The following is an 18913-nucleotide window of genomic DNA, read 5'->3' on the forward strand; positions in this document are numbered from 1 at the left end:
CGTGGGTGCGGCGGAGACCATGGGCTTGCGTGAGCGCAAGAAGCTGCGGATGTACCGGGACGTCTCCGACATCGCCATCTCGCTCTTTCTGGAGAAGGGCTTCGAGCGGGTCTCCGTCGCGGAGGTCGCCGCCGCTGCCGAGATCTCCAAGCCGACCCTCTTCCGGTACTTCCCCTCCAAAGAGGATCTCGTCCTGTACCGGTTCGCCGACCATGAGACCGAGGCCGCGCGCGTGGTCGGGGAGCGGCCGCACGGCCAGTCCCCGGTCGACGCGCTGCGAGCGCACTTCCTGCTCGGCATCGAGCGCGGCGATCCCGTGACCGGGGTCAACGGCAACCCGCACGTCCTGGCCTTCCATCGGCTGCTGTACGGGACCCCGTCCCTCGTGGCGCGGCTCTACGAGTATCTGGAGCGGTCCGAGGCGGCGCTCGCCACCGCGCTCGGCGGCAGCCTGGAGGCGCGGCTCGCCGCCGGACAGGTCGTCGCCGTGCAGCGGATCCTCGCGATGGACAACTGGCGGCGGATCGCGGACGGCGAGGCCGTCGCGAAGGTGCGGCAGGACGCGTCCGTCGCCGCGGAGGCCGCCTTCGTACGGCTGCGGGACGGGCTTCCAGAATACGCGACGCAGTAATAAATTTAACTCGGTCACGTTATTCGGGTACGCTCGCCCGAATGACGCCAGCCGATCCGCCCGCTGATCCGCCCGCCGACGCGCCCGCGAACCCGCCCGCGAACCCGCTCTCCGAATCCCTCCTCCGCGAACGCGACTACCACGACATCTGCCGAGCCGCCCTCGCCGTGATGGTCGACGGTGCCCAGGAACACGTGGTCACCGGAGAGGACGTGTCCGCGTCCGGCGCCGACGCCGAAGTGCTCGGGTACCGGCTCCGCAGCCGGGCGAAGGAGATGCGGGAACTGCCCGAAGGGCCGCTGTTCTTCGGCCGGTTGGACTTCGGGGCGCGGAGCGAGGCCGCGGGGGACCACGCCGGGCAGAGCTATCACCTCGGGCGCCGCAGGATCACCGAGCACCCCGCGGCCCCGCCCCTCGTCGTCGACTGGCGTGCCCCCGTCTCCCGCGCCTTCTACCAGGCGAGCGCCCGCGATCCACAGGGTGTGGGGGTACGGCGGCGATTCGGCTGGGCGCCGGGAAGCCGAGGTGAGTCGGCGGACCTCACGGGCTTGGAGGACGAGAGCCTGGGAGATGGAGGGGGCGGCGGCCTCCAGGCCCGCGACGTCCTCGACGGGGCAGACCCGGAGGCCGTCCCCCGCCCCGAGAGCCGCATCCTCACCAGTGAGATCGAGCGGCCCCGGGTCGGCCCGATGCGTGACATCGCCGCGACGATCCAGCCGGACCAGGACGATCTCGTACGGGCGGACCTCGCCGTGTCCGTGTGCGTGCAGGGCGCGCCCGGCACCGGCAAGACGGCCGTCGGGCTGCACCGGGCCGCGTACCTGCTCTACACCCATCCGCAGCGCATCCGGCGGGGCGGACTGCTGATCCTCGGGCCGAACCCCACCTTCCTCTCCTACATCGCGGAGGTACTGCCCGCGCTCGGCGAGACCGGAGTGCGGCAGTCCACGATCGGCGCGGAGATCGGCGACGAGATCGGGCTGCACGTGGTTGACGGCGAGGACGGCGAGGACGGTAAAGGTAAAGGCGGAGGGGGCGGCGAAGGCGGAGGGAACGGCGGTAACGGCGGGAACGGGCCGGGAGGCGAGAGCGTCTCCGCCGTCATCAAGCACGATGCCCGGATGGCGGAGGTGTTGCGGCGCGCCCTGTACGCCCGGGTGGGTCAGGCCGTCTCCGACGACCTTGCCGTGCCCGACGGTTCGTACCGCTGGCGGGTGTCCGCCGGCACGCTCGCGAGGATCGTGGCGACGGTACGGGCCGAGGAGCCGCCGTACGCCGTCGGACGTGAGCGCGTACGGACACGGGTCGTGCGGCATGTGCAGGACCGGGCCGAACGCAGGGCCGGGCCCCGGTCGAACACCTGGCTGCAGAAGATCTCGCGGGCGCGGCCCATCGGCGCGTACGTCGACGCGGTGTGGCCCAGGACTCGCCCGGAGGAGGTCGTCGCGGAGCTGCTCGGTGATCCGGCCGTGCTGGCCGCGGCGGCGGAGGGAGTGCTGGACGCGGACGAACAGCGGTCGATCCTGTGGGCCCGGCCGCCCCGGTCGTGGAAGTCCGCACGCTGGACGGCCGCCGATCTGGTGCTGCTCGACGAGGTCGCGGGCCTGATCGAACACCCCGCCGGATACGGCCACTTGGTCATCGACGAGGCCCAGGACCTGTCGCCGATGGAGTGCCGCGCGATCGGGCGCCGCGCCGCCTTCGGGTCGGTCACGGTCCTCGGGGACCTCGCCCAGGGCACCACGCCGTGGGCCGCCCGTGAGTGGGGCGAACTGCTCGCGCATCTGGGGAAGCCCGAGGCGTCGGTGGTGCCGTTGACCACCGGTTTCCGGGTGCCCGAGGCGGTGGTCGAACTGGCGAACCAGGTGCTGGCCCAGCTGGATGTGGACGTTCCTCCCGGCCGGTCCCTGCGCAGGGACGGCGAGTTGCGGATCCGCCCCACGGACGACGTGCCGCACGAGACGGTCGAGTCCGTCCGCCGGGCGCTCACATATGAGGGCTCCGTGGGAGTCATCGCGGCCGACACCGACGTCGTACGGGTACGGGAGGCGCTCTCCGCCGCCGGGATCGAGGCGGCCGACGTGGACCAACTGGGCGCGCGCGTGACGGTGTTGGCGGCGGGCGCCGCGAAGGGGCTGGAGTACGACCATGTCGTGGCCGTGGAGCCGGCGGCGATCGTGGAGGGCACCGGGAGGGGGAGCGGAGGGAGAGGGGGCGGTGGGAGGGGGATGCGTCAGCTGTACGTCGTACTGACGCGGGCCGTGTCCAGACTGGACGTCGTACACGCACGGCCATTGCCGTTGGCACCGTCGCCGTCGCCGTCGCCGTTCGAGTGAGCGCGGAGCGACGCGAACTGACTGTGTGTTTGTTGTGAAGGTGGTCTAAGGTCACGTTGTTCTCTGGGGAGGGGATGAACGCGTGGCGCGTAGGGGGAAGTGGGCTGTGCTGTGCATGGCCGCGCTGACGTTGGGGCCGGCGTCGGCTCTGACGGGGTGCGGGCAGCAGTCGGCGGGGGCGAAGCCCGGTTTCGAGAGCGCGGCGGAACTGCCGGAGAAGCTCGGCGAGGACGGCACCACCATCATGGTGGGCGATCCGGACGCGAGACTGACGGTGGCCTTGTACGAGGACCTGCGCTGCCCGGTGTGTGAGGAGTTCGAGACCGCCGGAGGCAGCCCGGCGTTGCGGAAGGCGATGCTCGGCCGGAAGGCGAAGACCGAGTACACCCTGGCCTCCTTCCTGGACAACGGTCTCGGCGGCAGCGGGTCCAAGAAGGCGGCCAACGCCTTGCGTGCCGCGCTCGGTGAGGACAAGTTCGTGGAGTACCACGAGGTGCTCTACGCCAATCAGCCCGAGGAGAGCGTCGACGGCTACACCACCGCCAGGCTGCTGGAACTGGCCGACGAGGTGGAGGGGCTGCGCGGCCCGACGTTCGACACGGCCGTGAAGACCATGAAGTACCGGGCCTTCGTGACGGCCTCCCAGGAGGCGTACGAGCGGGCCGGGGGAGCCGAGGAACCCAAAGGGCCGGGAACGCCCGCCGCTGCGATCAACGGCGCGTGGCTGCCGGACGAGTACCGCGAATTGATCTTCGACAACAAGATCTTCGGCAAGCTGCTGCAGACGATCTACGACGACCCCCGGTCGTGGAAGGACGCGGCCCAGCCGCTGTAACGCGTCGCTGTAGCACGCCACTTCGGGCGACTTCGGGCCGCATCAGGTCGGACCAGGCCGCACCGGACCAGGCCGCACCGGACCAGGCCACGCGGGCCACGCCGCACCACGACCGGTTCACCTTCGGGTGACGGTCGTGGTCAGTGGGCGGACCTGGCCGGTGCGTCCAGGACGGGGATCAACTGCGCTTCCTCGTACGCCAGATGAGCCTCCAGCGCCGCGGTGAGGCGCTCCACCTCCCCGCGTACGTACCCGGGTTGCGCCGAGTCCGTACCGATGACCTGCTTCAACTCGGCGGTGAGGGCCGCGATCTGCTCGTGCTCTTCGCGCAGGCGGGCCAGGACGGGTTCGAGTTCCGGGTGACGGTCGGCCAGGAACGGGAACATCATGGTGTCCTCGCCGGTGTGGTGGTTGTGCAGGCCCTGGCAGAAGGTCAGGCAGTTGATGCGGAGTTGGGCGCCGAGGTTGGACCCCGCGTCACCGATCTCCTTGCGGATCAGGGCGAGTTCGCGACGGAACGCGTCGTGGACCGCCTTCACGGCCTGACCCATCGACGGGGCGTTGAGGTTCGGCGGGCCACCGCTCGCGATCACGTGCAGGGCGACCACCGGGATCACACGGCTGGTCTTGGCCTGGTACTCGGCCCAGCCGGAGTCGGCCTCGACCGCGCGGGCGAAGGCGTCGTCGCGTGCGGTGCCCTTCAGGACCTCCGCCTCGGCGTCGTACGTGAACACCCCGGTCTCGACGGTGACCCGGGGGCGCGCGACCAGGTTGTGGAACCAGTCCGGATGCTTCGGCGCGCCGCCGGCCGAGGCGATGACCAGCACCCTGCCGTCCCCGTCGGGGTAGTAGCCGACCGGGGTCGTGTGCCGCTCGCCCGAACGCGCCCCCGTGGTGGTGAGCAGGATCAGCCGGGCGCCCTCGAAATAGCCGCCGACCTCCCCGGCGTTGGCTCGGAATTCTTCGATGACCTGCTGGTTGAAGTCGTTGGGCATTCTCTTCTTTCTTCTCGGTGAATTCTGGAAGGAGACGTAAAAAGGCATGGCGAATCGCCGCGGGGCGAAAACGATCCCGCCCACGGTGAAGTGGCGCACGCGGATTGCGCGACGCTGAGCGCGGGGGTGGTGACGGCGGCGAGACGTGCGGATACGCGGTGGCGAGGCATACGAGGCATACGCGGTGCGTACCGTGGGATGCGCCCAGGAACGGGCATGCCGCTCAGGCACGGCTACTCGGCGCGCGCACTGGAGCTGGTGGAGAAAAGGGGCGGCCCTCTGGCCCGCCCGGGCCTCACTCGGAGGCCGGGAACCCTACTGTTTCTTGGCCCATGGCCGACCCGGCAGTCACGGGAAAAGGTTAAGGGAATTCATGCGTTGAGGCAATGCTTTGTCTTCGGGCCGGGGCCGGGGCCGGGGACTCGGCCGGTCCGCGATCGGTGTGCGGTCGATCCGCGGTGGACCGCCGACGCCCGTCCGTGGTCGACTCCCTGCCATGAGTCTGTCGGTCGATGTGTACGTGCTCCGGGCGGAGGGCGGCATCGAGGTGCTGGACGTTCCGGCCGGAAGTTCCGATGTGGCGGGCTGGGAACGTTGGCGCACCGAGGTGTGGGGGTCCGAGCCGGTCCGTTCGCTGGGCGCGCGGTTCCTGCCGCGGCTGGCCACCGAGGACCTGACCGTGGCACCGGAAGAGGTGCTCGATTTCATCGCCGAGTGCGACCTGGTCCGTACGCGTCTGGCGCGGATCGCCGAACACATGCGGGCGGAGCCGGAGACAGGACCGGGTAAGTCCCTCGCCCAGCACGCCGAGGACGTGAGCCGGCGCCTGGACAACATCGTGGACGCGGCACGGCGGGCGTGGGACATCGGGGGCGGGATCATCATCTGGTAGCCGAAGGCGGTGTGAGGCCGGAGGCGGGGTGCTCCAGGAGCGGATGTCACATTCGAGGGACCGACGCAGTCTTGATGCCGAACAGGCAGTGACGGCAGGGATGTCCGGCAGGGACGTCCGAGCGTCCACGGAGGACAGACACCATGGCTCTACGCGCTCCGAAGGCAGAACTCCCCACCGAGATGAGGGAGAACACGATCAAACAGTTCGGCGCGGTGCCCGAACCCTTCGAGGTGACGGCGCACAATCCCAAGGTCGCCCAGGACTCCGTGGAGATCGGAGGCAGGGTGAGCGAGTGGGACATGGCCGACGAGGGACTCAAGACGTTCGCGCACATGGCGGTGGCGGCGCAGGTCGGCTGCGGCTGGTGCCTCGACATCAACTACTTCCAGGCGCTGAACCAGAACCTGGACCTGGTCAAGGCGAGCCAGGTGCCGCGCTGGCGTGAGTCGGAGGTGTTCACGCCGCTGGAACGGGACGTACTGGGGTACGCCGAGGCCATGACGGACACGCCGCCGACCGTCACCGACGAGCAGTACGCGAGCCTGCTGGACCGGCTCGGCCCGGCGGCGATGGTCGAACTGACGGCGTCCATCGGCTTCGCCAACATGGCCACCAGGAACAACTCGGCGCACGGGATCACCTCGCAGGGCTTCTCCGACGCGTGCGGGATTCCGTTGGCCGCGCGCCCTGAGGTACGCGGCGAGGCGTCGACGGCATGACCGGGGCGGGCCGGTCGTCGTAGGCGGCGAGGTCGGCCGAGTACGACCGCGAAGCCGACCGGGCTCTCTTGGCCTCCTCGGCCTCCCCGGCCTCCTTGGCTTTTTTCGCTCTCTTGGCTCTCTTGGCTTTCTTGGCTCGCTGGGCGAGTCGGTGGGCGTCGGCTTCGCGGATGAGCTCCTGGGAGCGGATCCGGTGCAGTTCGCGGAACACGGCGGGCTCCTAGCGCGTGAGCTGCTGGAGCTCCGTCACGTCGGCGACCACACAGCTGACGTTGTCGGGGCCGCCGGATTCGTTGGCGAGGACGACGAGTTCACGTACGGCCTGCTCGGGCTCCGTGACCTCGGAGAGAACCCGGTGGATCTCATCGGTCGGCACGACGTTCGACAGGCCGTCGGAGCACAGCAGGTACCGGTCTCCTGGTCGGGCGTCGTGCAGGCGCATGTCGGGGGTGTCGTCGGCTCCTGAACCCAGCGTGCCCAAGGCCCGTACGAGCAAGGACCGTTGAGGATGGGAGGCGGCCTCTTCAGGGCTGAGGCGTCCTTCGTCGACCATCGACTGCACCATGGTGTGGTCGTGGGTGATCTGGAACAGCTCTCCGTCGCGCAGGAGATGGACGCGGGAGTCGCCGATGTGGACGAGGGCCAGCTGCGAGCCGGTCCAGAGCATCGCGGTGAGTGTGGTGCCGGCCTCCACGGCTGACGAGCCGCTGTCACCGCTACCACTGCTGCCGTCGCTGTTGCCGCCGCCGACGCCGCTGACGGCCTGCTTGGCGTGTTCGACGGCGTCGGCGAGGAGGTTGAGGAGATCGCCCGCGGGGACGCTGTCGGTTTCGAGGCGCTTGAGCGCGTCGACGGCGGCGGCGCTCGCGGGGGCTCCCGCGCTGCCGAAGCCGTCGGCGACGGCGAGCAGGCGGGACCCGGCGTAGGCGGTGTCCTGGTTGCTCTCGCGGACCAGGCCACGGTCGGACAGGGCGGCGTAACGGATTCCCAGGGGCTCGGCGACTGGAGACATGGTGGGGTCCTTCCACGACAGATGGCCGATGAGGAAGGAAGCGAGATCCCGCCGCGCGGCGGTGTCGGCCTCGACCTGCGACCAGTACGCCCTGACCTCCCGGGCCGCGGGGCCCGCCTCCAGCGTGCAGACGTACTGGATGCGGGCCAGCGGCATTCCCAGCCGCCGGAGCCAGGCGACGAGCCGGGCCTGGTCCAGCTGTTCCGGGGAGTAGAAGCGGTAGCCGGTCGTGGGGTCGACGCGAGCGGGGGTCAGCAGTCCGAGTTCGTCGTAGAGGCGCAGCGCCTTCTGCGACAGCCGGGACGCCTTCGCGAACGCCCCGATGGCCAACAACTCCATGCTCGCTCTCCTCCTCATACCGGGCAGGTCACCCGGCCCCACCGATGCTGGGGTCTGCCCCAAGGTGAGGGTCAAGCAGATGACCGGACGGGGGGACGCGGGTTCCCGGAACCTGGCATACGTGCCGGCCGGTGCGTATGCCGGAACTCCGTGTTCAGGACCGGGCGAGAACGCAGAACTCGTGCCCCTCCGGGTCGTTCAGGCACGTCCACGGCACGTCGCCCTGGCCGACGTCGAGGTCGGTGGCGCCGACGGCCCGCAGCCGGGCCACCTCCGCCGCCTTGTCGTCACCGGGGTTCGGCAGCAGGTCGAGATGGACGCGGTCCGGTGCGGTCTTCACGCCGGGTGTGCGGAGGAATTCGAGGTACGGGCCCACGCCCTCGGCAGAGCGGAACACCGCGTGGTCGTCGCTCACCTCGTGCAGGGTCCAGTCCAGCGCCCCGTCCCAGAACCGGGCCATGGCGCGTGGATCCACGCAGTCGACCACCACCGCGGCGATCGGCCCGGTGTCCCGGTAGACCTCCCGAGGCTCCAGCACGCAGAACTCGTTGCCCTCGGGATCGGCGAGCACCGTCCACGGCACGTCGCCCTGGCCCACGTCGGCGGGCGTCGCGCCGAGAGCCTTCAGCCGGGCGACGAGCTCCGCCTGATGGGCCGCGGACGTGGTGGCGAGATCGAGGTGCACACGGTTCTTGGCGGCTGCCCTGGCCTCCGGAACGGAATCGGAAACGGGATCGGGATCGGAAGCGGGATCGGAAACGGGGTCGGGAATGAAAACGGAATCTGGAACAGGAACGGGAACGACATCGACGCAGACCGCCACCGGGTCCGGCCAGACGAGACCGCCGGCGGGTCCGACGTACGTGGTCACGCCGGGGCTGTAGGCACTCCAGCCGAGGGCCTCCGCCCAGAACCGGCCGACCGCCGACGCATCAAGAGCCTTTACGTTCACCTGAACAGGTCGCAGGGCCATGACGGCCGATCCTATGCGCCGACCCCGCTCCACTGCGCAGCCCCGCTTGGCAGCAGCGGGTCGAAGGCCGTCTCGACGTCCACGTCCGTGCCGTCGTACACGGCCTTGGCCGACGCCGGGAGGCGGCCGGTGGCCAGTGTTCTCGTCATCGCACAGGTCACCCATCGGGGGTCGGCACCCGGGCGGGCAGTAGCCCGGCCGACCGTACAGCGGCCCAGAATTCCCTCTGGACGGGGAACGCGAGCATGCGGGCGGTCGCGTCCACCTCTTCCGGAGTCCGAGCGCCGACCACGACGCTCGTCACCGCGGGGTGGCCGAAGGGGAACTGGACGGCCGCCGCGGTCGGGGGCACGGCGAAACGCCGGCAGATCGCGTGCCACGCGGCGACCCGGCGGGCCAGTTCGCCCGGGATCCTGGTGTAGCCGTGCGGTGCGCCGGGGCGGGGGTCGGCGAGCAGCCCGGACTGGTAGACCCCCGCGACCATGACGGCCACGCCCCGGGACGCGCACAGCGGTAGCACCGCGTCGAGGCCCGACTGGTCGAGAAGGTTGTACCGTCCCGCGAGCATGACGCAGTCGGGGCCGGGGTCTGCCACCTCGTTGAGGTAACGGGCCGCCACCGGAGCGTGGTTGACGCCGATCGACACCGCGCCGATGACTCCTCGGCGGCGCAGTTCGGCCAGTCCCCGATAGGCGTCCGACACGGCCGTCGCGAAATCCTCGTCCGGGTCGTGCACATGGAGGACATCGATCCGGTCGAGCCCCAGACGCTCCAGACTGTCCTCGACCGAGCGCATGACCCCGGCGTAGGAGAAGTCGCGCCGGGGCCCGACACCGGGCGGCGGGTCTGCCCAGATGGGCTGGGTGTCACGGCCCCCGGGCTCGATCAGGCGGCCCACCTTGGTGCACAGCGTGTACTCCGCACGGGGACGGCTGCTGAGGGCTGCCCCCGCACGGCGTTCCGACCGGCCGTAGCCATAGACGGGTGCCGTGTCGAAAAGCCTGACGCCGACATCCCAGGCGCGGTCGATGGTGCGCGCCGCGTCGTCGTCGGAGACAGGAGTGAACAGCCCTCCGAGAGAGGCAAGTCCCAGACCCAGGCGGGTGACCCGCAGGGCCGTGCGGCCCAACGGCACCGACTCGTCCGCTCGCATACGCAGCTTCCTTCCTCCAAGGAGTCACGCCCGCCTGCCCGTCGAGACGCAGCTTGGAAAGGGTACGAGCTGTCCTGTCCCAGATGGCCTCAGGTGGTTTCGTCGCTCAGTGGGTAGCCGATCTCAGCCATGTCCTTTGCCAGGGCGCCCGTCGCGATCTCAGGGTTCAAAGCGGCAATCACCTCGCTCGTCAGGGGGTGCAGGGCAAACACGTGCTGAATGGCTGCGAGGGGCACCGGGATTTCGTAGTAGTCCTCGGCGAAGTACTGGAACGCTTCCGCGGACCGGTCGACCAGCAACCGGAACAAGTGCGCGGAGCCGTCCGGATCGCCGGCACCGTCGTCAGGAAACTCGATCGTCCCCGCATTCCAAGCTCCGTCGCCCACCTCCCGCCAGGCGCAGGCGGTCACGACGGGCATTCCGTCCTCGTCGGTGAACGCGGGCTCCTCGACGCAGGAGCGGAAGACCTCCGGGACGTTGTCCAGCACACCCGGCCATGGCTCGTCGTTGGCATAGGGACTCATGTGTGACTCGTGTGCGAAGCCACGGATGTAGGCACCGACGGCCGAGAAGACGATGGAAAACTCGTCGCCCGATCCGTCGCGCATCGAGGCCACCTCTTCTCCGGCGGACCAGTGCGCGTCGAAGGAGTAGTGCCGGTCGGCCCATTCCGGACTGAGTATCGCTTCCAGCATCGCCATCGAGCGGCAGTGATCGCGAAGTGCGGAAATCTCGGGCAGCCGCTGGGCAACATCGTGAATGGTCACGCCTGCATCCAACCTCAGAGGTCTGACAACCACGGAGGCACGGAGTACCGGGCGACTCGGCACAGGGGACACCGGTTATCCCGTCGACGGCCTTCTTGGCCGGTCGTACCTTTGAGCGCCTCGTAGATGCCGCGACCCGGAACGCGGTCCTTGGCCAACCGGTTGGTGTAGCCCCCCCTCCAGAGCCTTGCGGTCGCGAGGGGTGCCAGGCGTGGCGGCGAGGCCGGTGAGTGCGAAGAGCCTGGCCCTGAGCGGCTACCTCGTACGCGCTTGCTGCATCGGCCACCGCGTCGGTGAACGACTCCGCCCGGCCCACCGCTTCACAAGCCAGCCGCGTCACGGTGAACTCGGCCGCCGACCGCTCGTCGACCCGGTCCAGAGGCCGGCGGTCCACCAGCAATCCCCTACAGGCCCGGGATGTTCCGCTGACCGCGGTACGACGGGAAGCCGCGCACCGGCAGCCCGCCTCGAACTCCACCGATGCCTCCTCCAGCGGCTGTGGTACTCACCCCCGGCATCACGCCAGCCGACATCGAACCCCTCCGCCCTCGGCCCCATGCATGCAACTGTGCAGCAACACCGGGAATCCGCCAGATCATCTGGGGTGAGACCCCTCATGAGGATGAAGCCGGGGCCAGGACCGGCAAATTGACCTGGTTGGATCCCCGCATGACGGATTGGTCGCAACTCAGCCACGCCTACGGCTCGGCGGACGACATACCGACCCTGTTGGACCGGATCGCATTGGAACCGAAGCCCGAGCTCTGGAGCGATCTGTGGTCGGCGCTGTGCCACCAGGGCAGCGTCTACTCGGCCAGCTTTGCGGCGCTGCCCTGGCTTGCTGCCGTATCCGGCAGTGACGACCGAGAGCAAGCGGTGAATGCCCTGGCCCTGGCAGGCGCGATCATGGCAGGTGCCGAGCAGCCGCACGGGGCCGGTGATGTTCGCGCGCAGCACGCCGCGGAGGTCGAGAGCCTCCTGGCGGCAGTGAACCAGCAGCTCCGGATGGCATCCGATCGCGCCGACTACATCCACCTGCTGGAAGCCATGCTGGGTTTCGAGGGCGTCGTGGGCTGGAGCGAAGATCTGGCCTGGGGGCTGGGCAATGAGGAGTACGAGGTCGACTGCCCCGGGTGTCAGACCGGCCTGTTCATCGTTCTCGGCGAGCGAGGATTCTTCTCCACCAGCGAGGACTACGCGCTCTCGGGCGACGATGTCGAGACGAGGCCCCTGCTGCCGGCGAACCCGGCAAACCTGGACGGCATCGGCCGACGCCTCCACGACATCGCACTCTCCGATGGTCACCACGAGGTAGCCCACATGCTGACCCACGTATTCGGTCACGCGACGTGCCCGGACTGCGAAACCAACTTCTCCGTTGCTGACCAGGTCAGCGCCGACTGGTCAGCCACCCAGTAGACGCCGGCTCGGTGGGACTCCGCCAAGTCCATCGCCAGAACTGGTGGGACTTCGCCACGTTCCCCGGGAACGGACAACACGACACCTGTTGTGCTCAGGCTCAACACGTGGCGTAGCGCACTATTGCAAGCATGTGCTTGCAATAGTTAGCGAGGGTGGTGCAGGGTAGGCGCATGGCAACGCTCAACGTCGGCAACCTTGGTGAGTACCTGCGGGATCAGCGGCGCAACGCGCAGTTGAGTCTGCGGCAGCTCGCCGAGGCCGCCGGGGTGTCCAATCCATATCTGAGCCAGATCGAGCGCGGGCTGCGCAAGCCGAGCGCGGAGGTGCTGCAGCAGGTCGCCAAGGCCCTGCGGATCTCCGCCGAGACGCTGTACGTCCGTGCCGGGATCCTCGATGCCGAGCGAGACCGGGACGAGGTGGAGACGCGTGCCGTCATCCTCGCCGACCCGACGCTCACCGAGCGGCAGAAGCAGGTGCTGCTCCAGATCTACGAGTCCTTCCGCAAGGAGAACGGGTTCGAGGTCAAGGCCGTCGACGACGTTCTGGCCGCAGGAGACGTAAAGAGTGGTTCAGACGTGGCCGCCGACGTATCGGCCGTCATAGACGTGACGGACGGTGCGGACACCGTGGACACCGTCGTCGACAAGGCCCGCACGGCCGACGGCAGCGCTGCCTCGCAGAAACCACCGGCACGACCAGCATGACCAGAACGACCAGCACCATCCGCATGACCAGCAGTCCTCCGCCGGCTGACCGAGCCCGGTGCAATCGGGCGCGGCGTCACTGAGCCCCGTTCGAACGGGCCGGTCGCCCACGGCGGAGTTACCGACAGACCAAACCCTCACGCTCCACGCGACAGCTATTCCGGGAGGACCATCACCATGGCCATCACCGACGACCTGCGTAAGACCTTCAACAACCCGACCCCCCTCTACTTCGCCGCCGGTACCGCCGACCTGGCCATCCAGCAGGCGAAGAAGGTGCCGGCCATCGTCGAGCAGCTGCGTGCCGAGGCGCCGGCCCGGGTCGACGCCGTTCGCAACATCGACCCGAACGCCGTTCAGGAGAAGGCCACCGCCCGCGCCAAGGAGGCGCAGGAGACCCTTCAGACCAAGGTGAACGACATCATCAGCACCCTGGACACCGACCTGAAGAAGATCGGTGAGACGGCTCAGGACTTCGCCCTGCGCGGTGTCGGCGTCGCCGCCGAGTATGCCGTGAAGGCCCGCGAGACGTACGAGAAGGTCGCCGAGCGCGGCGAGCAGACCGTGAAGACCTGGCGTGGCGAGGCCGCCGAGGAGATCGAGGAGCTGGCCGTCGCCGTCGAGCCGAGCCCCGAGCCCGTCGAGGTCAAGGACGAGAAGCCCGTCGAGGCCAAGGCCGCCCCGGCCCCGGCCCCGGCGAAGAAGGCCCCGGTCAAGAAGGCTCCGACCGCCCGCAGGACCACCGCCCCGGCCAAGAAGTCGACGCCGCCGGCGAAGTAGCGGTCTGACGCGCAGACGCACGTCATGACAGCGAATCCGTGTCACACGAACGGGTCGGGCGCTCCGGGCACTATCGGAGTTCCCGGCCCGTTCTGCGGGTACGGTGACCGCGTAGGGACGACGACTCGATTCGGGTGGTGGGCAAAGTGCTCCTGACGGCATTCGGCGGCCTCATGTGGCTGCTCTTCACCGCCATGCTGGTGCTGGCTGTGGTCGCGCTGGTCATGGCCGGGCTGGCTCGCGACGACGCCTACCGCGCCGCGAACAAGCAGAGCAAGATGTTCTGGCTGATCATCCTCGGCGTCACGGTGGCCGTGAATCTGCTGGTCCCGATGATCTTCCTGCAGATTGCCGGCCTCGTCGCCACGATCGTCTTCTTCGTGGACGTCCGGCCCGCCCTCCAGCAGGTCTCCGGCGGCGGACGCGGCGGCCGCCGGGGCGGCAGCAGCAGCGACGGTCCGTACGGGCCCTACAACGGCGGGCGCTGAGCCGGCCCCGACCCGGGCCGGCGAAGAGTCACCCGGGCCCGGGCCCCACGAAACGGCGGCCACCCGGGCTCAACAACAGGGCGGCCGCCCGGTCACCCCGGAAGCAAGCCCTGGAAGCAGGCCCCGGAAGCAAGCTGTCGCGCTCTACGCCACGCGATCCAGCAGCAGTACCGCCACGTCGTCCGTCAGCTCTCCGCCGTTGAGGTCCCGTACCTCGTTCACGGCGGCCCGCAGCAGTTCCTCGCCGCGCAGCCCCTGCGCCAGTTGACGGCGGACCATGTCCACCATCCCGTCCTGGCCCAGCCGCTCCCTGCCTTCACCCGTACGGCCCTCTATCAAGCCGTCCGTGTAGAGCATCAGGCTCCACTCGCCGCCCAGCTCCACCTGCTGGCGCGGCCACCGGGCGTTCGGCAGCAGACCGAGCGCCGGGCCGCCGTTCTCGTACGGCAGCAGATGCGCGACCGGCGGTGCCCCGATCCCGCCTACGGGGTCGACACCGTCCACACCGATCGCACCGCGCCCACTGTCCCCACCGTCCGTACCGTCCGCGCCGACCAGGGCCCGGGAGCGGGCCGGGCGTGAGAGCAGCGGCGCGGGATGGCCCGCCAGGCACAGGCCCGCGCGGCGCCCGTCCGGCGAGATGTCCACCGTGCAGAGCGTCGCGAAGATCTCGTCGCTGTCGCGCTCGTGCTCCAGGACCTGCTGGAGCGTCGACAGCAGCTGGTCCCCGCACAGGCCCGCGAGGGTCAGCGCGCGCCACGCGATCCGCAGTTCCACGCCGAGCGCGGCCTCGTCGGGGCCGTGCCCGCAGACATCGCCGATCATGGCGTGCACGGTGCCGTCGGGGGTGCGGACCGTGTCGTAGAAGTCGCCGCCGAGCAGCGCGCGCGAGCGGCCGGGCCGGTAGCGCGCGGCGAACCGCAGCGAGGAGCCCTTCAGGAGCGGCGTGGGCAGCAGCCCGCGCTCCAGCCGCGCGTTCTCCTGCGCGTGCAGCCTGGACTCGGTCAGCCGTCGTTCGGCCCGGTCGGAACGCTTGCGCTCCACCGCGTAACGGATCGCGCGGCTCAGCAGCCGGCCGTCCAGTTCGTCGTGGAAGAGATAGTCCTGGGCGCCGACGCGCACCGCTTCGGCGCCGCGCTCGGTGTCGTCGGGCGCGGTGAGCGCGAGCACGGCGTGCCGGGGCGCGAGCCGCAGTACGTGCTTGAGCGTGGCCAGCTCGTCGTCGGCCTCCTGCGCCACCTCCGGCTCCTCGGCCGTGGCCGCCGGGCCGGGCGTGCGCAGTGCGAGGTCGAGCAGGATGCACTGGACGCCGTCGGTGAGCAGCCGCTCGGCCTCGGTGAGGTTGCGGGCGGTACGGACCCGGATCCGCCTGCCTGTCGCGTCCCGCAGTTCGGGCACGGTCAGCGCGCCGGTCGGGTCGTCCTCGATCACGAGCAGCGTCAGCGGGGCGGTGCCGGCTGTGCTGCTGCCCGCGGCGCCGCCGTGCTGAGCGCCGTCGTCGAGGTCGAGATCGAGATCGTGGTCGGAGTCGTCGTGGTCGATGTCGCTGTGACCGGAGTCGTCGTGGGCGGTGTCGTCGCCGTGAGAGGCGCCGACGTCGGCGCCGATCCTCGTCGAGGACGGCTCCTGGCCGGACAGGGTGCCTGGTGTGCCGGACAGGTCGCCCGGTGCGGGCGCCGACTGTGCCGGTCCACCGGATGGAGACGCGGCGTGAGCCTGTCCACCTTCCACGGCGGGGATCGCTCTCTGCCGCGGTACGGGTACGGGCATCGTCTTGGGTTCCTTCCCTCCCCCTGAGGGCATGGCGGGTCAAGGGATCTCGATCCACCGACGGGGACCATAGCGTCAGGCGCCGTCACAAAGGAATGGCGGCAGGCCGGACGCGTGGAAAACAGCCGCCGTCATATGCCGCATCCTGTACCGCAATTGGGCAGGATGTGCTCTTGTACGGGATGACGTACATCACGCCGGGAAGGTTGAGCGCGGCGTCCGGACGTGCCGCGTGTCACGTGCGGCAGGTCACTTCGCCGCCGCCGCTCTGCCGTGCCGGCGCGGGCCGGAGCCGGGGAGCGGAACCAAAGCGACAAGTCTCCCTCCATATGGTGAATGCCTCGAATGCCCACCTCCGGCCGGCCGGACCGGCGCACCGAAGTGACGTACGGCGCCTGTGAAGTGGCAGGGCGTACTCACATCCGGGCAGCGCGTTCGAAGGAGCGCGCGCCCCAGCCGTCAACCGTCAACCGCCTAGGGTCACCGCCAGCCACCACCAGGGCCACCGCCAGCCGCCCACCACCACGGGACGACCGCCGACCGCCGACTGTCGACCGCCACCGGACAGCCCCGCCATGGGGCAAGCCGAGAACCGATCAGGGCCTCACTTGTCGGGTCGTACAACCCCGAGTATCGGCATCGAACCCGCCCCCGCGATCGTCACCGTACGACCGGGGCGAGGCGCGTGGATGATCGCGCCGTCGCCTATGTACATCGCCACATGGCTGGCGTCGGAGTTGTAGATGATGAGGTCGCCGGGGCGCATGGCCTCGACGGCGACGTGGTCGAGCTGCTTCCACTGCTCCTGCGAGGTGCGCGGGATGCCCTGCCCGGCGGCGGACCACGCCTCGGAGGTGAGTCCGGAGCAGTCGTACGTCTTCGGCCCCTCGGCGCCCCACTCGTACGGCTTGCCGATCTGTGCCGTCGCGTACTCCACGGCCTTCTTGCCCTGCGTGGAGGCCTTGTCGCTGATCTCGTCGAGGATGCCGGAGTCCAGCCAGGTCGTCTGCGCCTCGTACGCGGCCTGCTGCTCCAGCTTCGCCAGGCGCTGCTTCTCCTCCTTCTCCAGCTGCGACTCGAGCTTCTCGGCGGCGGCGATCTGCTTCTTGATCTTCTTCTTGGACTCGGCCTTCGTCTCGCGGTTGGCTTCGAGCTTCCGCCACTGGGCCGCCGCGTCGCGCGCGTACTGCTCCAAGTCCTTCTGGGTGCGCCGCATTTCGGCGAGCAGGCCCTTCGTCGCCTGTTCGCCCTGGCGGACCCGGCCCGCGCCCTCCAGGAAGTCCTGCGGATCGTCGCTCAGCATCAGGTGGGCCTCGTCCGGCAGCCCGCCGACGCGGTACTGGGCGCGGGCCGCGGCGCCGATGCGCTCCTTCAGCCGGTCCAGCCGGGTCTTGCCCTCGACGATCTCGCGGGCGAGCCCGACGATCTGCGTGGACTGCTTCTCGGTCCGCTCCTCGGCGAGGTTGTACGCGTCCGTGGCGACCGCCGCGTCGTGGTAGAGCGCGTCCAGCTTCTCGCGGATCGCCTCAAGGTCCTTGGTGCTCACGGGCGTTGTGCCCGGGGCGGGTGACGGGGCCGCCGTGGAGGTCGGTGTCGGCTTCGGGGCCGCGTGGGCCATGCCAGGCGCGGCCAGGATGGTCGCGGCGCAGGCCAGGACCATGGCCGTAGTGGTCAGGCTCCGTGCACCGGATCCCATGAACCGACCCCCAAACTGATTTACCGTCAGTAACGTACGAACGCCTCGGGGATGGTGCCATGTCGGCGCGCAATACGACAGAGGTGGGCAAGAACTCCCTCCCCCCGCTCACCCGTCCCCACCCTGCTGTTCTCTCCCCCCGACGCCCACTTGATGCCTGCTCGACGTCTGCTCGATGCCTGCTCGGTCACGATGCGTTTCGCGCTCCCCGCCAATGTGACGAACGACTCACCGAGATCGTTCCCGGTCGTACGGGCATACGTGCCGGGCGTTGAAGGCGCTCCTACGCCCCCGGCGCCAACGCCTCCCACCGCACCGTCACTTCGCCCTGCCGCCACCGCGCCGCCCCGTCCACGACGGGCCAGTCGGCCGCCAGGTCGCGGACCGCCCGGATCCAGCGCTGCCGGGCGCCGTAGGAGGAGTACGGCGCGGCGGCCGCCCACGCGCGGTCGAAGTCGCGCAGGAAGGCATGCACCGGCTCACCCGGCACATTGCGGTGGATGAGTGCCTTGGGGAGGCGCTCGGCGAGGTCGGACGGGCGGTCCAGGGAACCGAGCCGGGTGGCGAAGGTGACGGTCCGCGGGCCCTCGGGGCCGAGCGCCACCCACACGTGCCGCCGGCCGATCTCGTCGCACGTGCCCTCGACGAGGAGCCCGCCGCGCGAGCCGGCGTCCGCCGGTGCCAGACGCCCGCACAGCCGGGCCCACACCTCGGCCACCTCGGCCTCCTCGTACTGCCGCAGGACGTTCGCAGCGCGGATCAGCGACGGGCGCGCGGGCAGCGGGATCTCGAAGCCGCCGTGCCGGAACCGGAGGCCGTCCCGCTCGTACGGCTTCGCGGCCGCGACCCGGGCCGGCTCGATCTCGACGCCCACCACGCGCGCGCGGGGAGCGACGGTACGGAGGCGCTGGAGCAGCTCGACCGCGGTCCAGGGGGCGGCGCCGTATCCGAGGTCGACCGCCAGGGGGTCCTCGGCGCGGCGCAGTTCGGCGCCGTGGGTGGCCGCGATCCAGCGGTCCATGCGGCGGAGGCGGTTCGGGTTGGTGGTGCCGCGCGTCACCGTCCCCACGGGGGTCGCTGCGCGGGCTCTCATGGGGTCAAGGGTAGGCGGTGCCGTGGGGGGAACTCCGTGTCGGTGCGGGACTCCGGGGGCTGCCGCCACCGACCCCCGCTGTCGGCTTGCACGGCACGGCCCTGCACGGCACAGCTTGAACGGCACAGCCTCGTTCCTCGAACGCCGGGCGGGCTGAAGTACGCGGGTCGGCCACCTCGCGGAGTGGTCCGTACGCAATACGCCCTCGAACGGTTGAGCGAGCTCCGGCAATGATTCGGCAAAGAGGAAATGGAGCGGAACCCTCCGGTGTTCCACGACTTGACGGGCAATCCACGCCCGTTCAC

General features: G+C 70.0%; 18 protein-coding genes. 9 read left to right on the forward strand and 9 right to left on the reverse strand.

Annotated features, from left to right (window positions below; all coding sequences use genetic code 11):
* Window positions 1-19 precede the first annotated feature (19 nt).
* The 3 genes from ACLVWQ_RS11175 (at window position 20) to ACLVWQ_RS11185 (ending at window position 3802) form a co-directional block, all read left to right on the forward strand.
* Window positions 20-631, forward strand: a complete 612-nt coding sequence (locus ACLVWQ_RS11175) for a TetR/AcrR family transcriptional regulator (RefSeq protein WP_414108474.1) — start codon at window positions 20-22, stop codon at window positions 629-631.
* A 41-nt stretch (window positions 632-672) separates the two neighbouring features.
* Window positions 673-2967 (forward strand): HelD family protein, encoded by a 2295-nt coding sequence (locus ACLVWQ_RS11180; RefSeq protein ID WP_414108189.1) that lies wholly within the window; start codon window positions 673-675, stop codon window positions 2965-2967.
* A gap of 82 nt (window positions 2968-3049) precedes the next feature.
* Window positions 3050-3802, forward strand: coding sequence for a DsbA family protein (locus tag ACLVWQ_RS11185; protein ID WP_414108190.1), 753 nt, complete (start codon window positions 3050-3052; stop codon window positions 3800-3802).
* Between the two features lie 140 nt (window positions 3803-3942).
* Here ACLVWQ_RS11185 and ACLVWQ_RS11190 read toward each other — a convergent pair whose 3' ends face one another.
* Window positions 3943-4797 (reverse strand): nitroreductase/quinone reductase family protein, encoded by an 855-nt coding sequence (locus tag ACLVWQ_RS11190; RefSeq protein WP_414108191.1) that lies wholly within the window; start codon window positions 4795-4797, stop codon window positions 3943-3945.
* Window positions 4798-5293: 496 nt separating this feature from the next.
* Between ACLVWQ_RS11190 and ACLVWQ_RS11195 the strand changes: the two genes are divergently transcribed.
* Together ACLVWQ_RS11195 and ACLVWQ_RS11200 are read left to right on the forward strand one after the other, a co-directional pair.
* Window positions 5294-5689, forward strand: a complete 396-nt coding sequence (locus ACLVWQ_RS11195) for a hypothetical protein (protein WP_414108192.1) — start codon at window positions 5294-5296, stop codon at window positions 5687-5689.
* Between the two features lie 143 nt (window positions 5690-5832).
* Complete coding sequence (locus tag ACLVWQ_RS11200; RefSeq protein ID WP_414108193.1) at window positions 5833-6411, forward strand: carboxymuconolactone decarboxylase family protein; 579 nt, start codon at window positions 5833-5835, stop codon at window positions 6409-6411.
* Window positions 6412-6631: 220 nt separating this feature from the next.
* Here ACLVWQ_RS11200 and ACLVWQ_RS11205 read toward each other — a convergent pair whose 3' ends face one another.
* The 5 genes from ACLVWQ_RS11205 to ACLVWQ_RS11225 all read right to left on the reverse strand — a co-directional run bounded on the left by ACLVWQ_RS11205 (window position 6632) and on the right by ACLVWQ_RS11225 (window position 10655).
* Window positions 6632-7762: a MerR family transcriptional regulator gene (locus tag ACLVWQ_RS11205; RefSeq protein WP_414108194.1), complete on the reverse strand. Its 1131-nt coding sequence runs from the start codon at window positions 7760-7762 to the stop codon at window positions 6632-6634.
* A 154-nt stretch (window positions 7763-7916) separates the two neighbouring features.
* The gene (locus ACLVWQ_RS11210; protein WP_414108195.1) at window positions 7917-8735 is read right to left on the reverse strand and encodes a VOC family protein; all 819 of its coding nucleotides are present in this window, start codon (window positions 8733-8735) and stop codon (window positions 7917-7919) included.
* 11 nt (window positions 8736-8746) lie between these two features.
* Window positions 8747-8884 carry a hypothetical protein gene (locus tag ACLVWQ_RS11215; RefSeq protein WP_414108196.1) on the reverse strand — a complete coding sequence of 46 codons (138 nt, stop codon included), beginning with the start codon at window positions 8882-8884 and terminating at the stop codon, window positions 8747-8749.
* An 8-nt stretch (window positions 8885-8892) separates the two neighbouring features.
* Window positions 8893-9888: an aldo/keto reductase gene (locus ACLVWQ_RS11220; RefSeq protein WP_414108197.1), complete on the reverse strand. Its 996-nt coding sequence runs from the start codon at window positions 9886-9888 to the stop codon at window positions 8893-8895.
* A gap of 89 nt (window positions 9889-9977) precedes the next feature.
* On the reverse strand, window positions 9978-10655 hold the full coding sequence (locus tag ACLVWQ_RS11225) for a hypothetical protein (protein WP_414108198.1): 678 nt from the start codon (window positions 10653-10655) through the stop codon (window positions 9978-9980).
* 669 nt (window positions 10656-11324) lie between these two features.
* Here ACLVWQ_RS11225 and ACLVWQ_RS11230 point away from each other — a divergent pair.
* The 4 genes from ACLVWQ_RS11230 to ACLVWQ_RS11245 all read left to right on the forward strand — a co-directional run bounded on the left by ACLVWQ_RS11230 (window position 11325) and on the right by ACLVWQ_RS11245 (window position 14049).
* The gene (locus ACLVWQ_RS11230; RefSeq protein ID WP_414108199.1) at window positions 11325-12074 is read left to right on the forward strand and encodes a hypothetical protein; all 750 of its coding nucleotides are present in this window, start codon (window positions 11325-11327) and stop codon (window positions 12072-12074) included.
* Between the two features lie 173 nt (window positions 12075-12247).
* Window positions 12248-12781, forward strand: a complete 534-nt coding sequence (locus ACLVWQ_RS11235; RefSeq protein ID WP_414108200.1) for a helix-turn-helix domain-containing protein — start codon at window positions 12248-12250, stop codon at window positions 12779-12781.
* A 177-nt stretch (window positions 12782-12958) separates the two neighbouring features.
* Complete coding sequence (locus tag ACLVWQ_RS11240; protein WP_414108201.1) at window positions 12959-13561, forward strand: hypothetical protein; 603 nt, start codon at window positions 12959-12961, stop codon at window positions 13559-13561.
* Between the two features lie 146 nt (window positions 13562-13707).
* Window positions 13708-14049 carry a DUF2516 family protein gene (locus tag ACLVWQ_RS11245; RefSeq protein ID WP_414108202.1) on the forward strand — a complete coding sequence of 114 codons (342 nt, stop codon included), beginning with the start codon at window positions 13708-13710 and terminating at the stop codon, window positions 14047-14049.
* 144 nt (window positions 14050-14193) lie between these two features.
* On the opposite strand, the gene ACLVWQ_RS11250 is transcribed toward ACLVWQ_RS11245, so the two are convergent.
* The 3 genes from ACLVWQ_RS11250 to ACLVWQ_RS11260 all read right to left on the reverse strand — a co-directional run bounded on the left by ACLVWQ_RS11250 (window position 14194) and on the right by ACLVWQ_RS11260 (window position 18608).
* On the reverse strand, window positions 14194-15819 hold the full coding sequence (locus tag ACLVWQ_RS11250) for a PP2C family protein-serine/threonine phosphatase (RefSeq protein WP_414108203.1): 1626 nt from the start codon (window positions 15817-15819) through the stop codon (window positions 14194-14196).
* Window positions 15820-16423: 604 nt separating this feature from the next.
* Window positions 16424-17515, reverse strand: coding sequence for an NlpC/P60 family protein (locus ACLVWQ_RS11255; RefSeq protein ID WP_414108204.1), 1092 nt, complete (start codon window positions 17513-17515; stop codon window positions 16424-16426).
* A 283-nt stretch (window positions 17516-17798) separates the two neighbouring features.
* Window positions 17799-18608 carry a class I SAM-dependent methyltransferase gene (locus ACLVWQ_RS11260; RefSeq protein WP_414108205.1) on the reverse strand — a complete coding sequence of 270 codons (810 nt, stop codon included), beginning with the start codon at window positions 18606-18608 and terminating at the stop codon, window positions 17799-17801.
* Window positions 18609-18913: the final 305 nt, after the last annotated feature.

The sequence above is a fragment of the Streptomyces sp. CWNU-52B genome (genome assembly GCF_047444975.1).
Classification (GTDB): Bacteria; Actinomycetota; Actinomycetes; order Streptomycetales; family Streptomycetaceae; genus Streptomyces.

Bases quoted from the DNA above. Each gene is read 5' to 3' on its own strand.
- ACLVWQ_RS11195 (WP_414108192.1), top strand. From the start codon at position 5,294: ATGAGTCTGTCGGTCGATGTGTACGTGCTCCGGGCGGAGGGCGGCATC.
- ACLVWQ_RS11260 (WP_414108205.1), bottom strand. From the start codon at position 18,608: ATGAGAGCCCGCGCAGCGACCCCCGTGGGGACGGTGACGCGCGGCACC.
- ACLVWQ_RS11220 (WP_414108197.1), bottom strand. From the start codon at position 9,888: ATGCGAGCGGACGAGTCGGTGCCGTTGGGCCGCACGGCCCTGCGGGTC.
- ACLVWQ_RS11180 (WP_414108189.1), top strand. From the start codon at position 673: ATGACGCCAGCCGATCCGCCCGCTGATCCGCCCGCCGACGCGCCCGCG.
- ACLVWQ_RS11240 (WP_414108201.1), top strand. From the start codon at position 12,959: ATGGCCATCACCGACGACCTGCGTAAGACCTTCAACAACCCGACCCCC.
- ACLVWQ_RS11190 (WP_414108191.1), bottom strand. From the start codon at position 4,797: ATGCCCAACGACTTCAACCAGCAGGTCATCGAAGAATTCCGAGCCAAC.
- ACLVWQ_RS11255 (WP_414108204.1), bottom strand. From the start codon at position 17,515: ATGGGATCCGGTGCACGGAGCCTGACCACTACGGCCATGGTCCTGGCC.
- ACLVWQ_RS11215 (WP_414108196.1), bottom strand. From the start codon at position 8,884: ATGACGAGAACACTGGCCACCGGCCGCCTCCCGGCGTCGGCCAAGGCC.
- ACLVWQ_RS11230 (WP_414108199.1), top strand. From the start codon at position 11,325: ATGACGGATTGGTCGCAACTCAGCCACGCCTACGGCTCGGCGGACGAC.
- ACLVWQ_RS11175 (WP_414108474.1), top strand. From the start codon at position 20: ATGGGCTTGCGTGAGCGCAAGAAGCTGCGGATGTACCGGGACGTCTCC.
- ACLVWQ_RS11205 (WP_414108194.1), bottom strand. From the start codon at position 7,762: ATGGAGTTGTTGGCCATCGGGGCGTTCGCGAAGGCGTCCCGGCTGTCG.
- ACLVWQ_RS11200 (WP_414108193.1), top strand. From the start codon at position 5,833: ATGGCTCTACGCGCTCCGAAGGCAGAACTCCCCACCGAGATGAGGGAG.
- ACLVWQ_RS11210 (WP_414108195.1), bottom strand. From the start codon at position 8,735: ATGGCCCTGCGACCTGTTCAGGTGAACGTAAAGGCTCTTGATGCGTCG.
- ACLVWQ_RS11250 (WP_414108203.1), bottom strand. From the start codon at position 15,819: ATGCCCGTACCCGTACCGCGGCAGAGAGCGATCCCCGCCGTGGAAGGT.
- ACLVWQ_RS11235 (WP_414108200.1), top strand. From the start codon at position 12,248: ATGGCAACGCTCAACGTCGGCAACCTTGGTGAGTACCTGCGGGATCAG.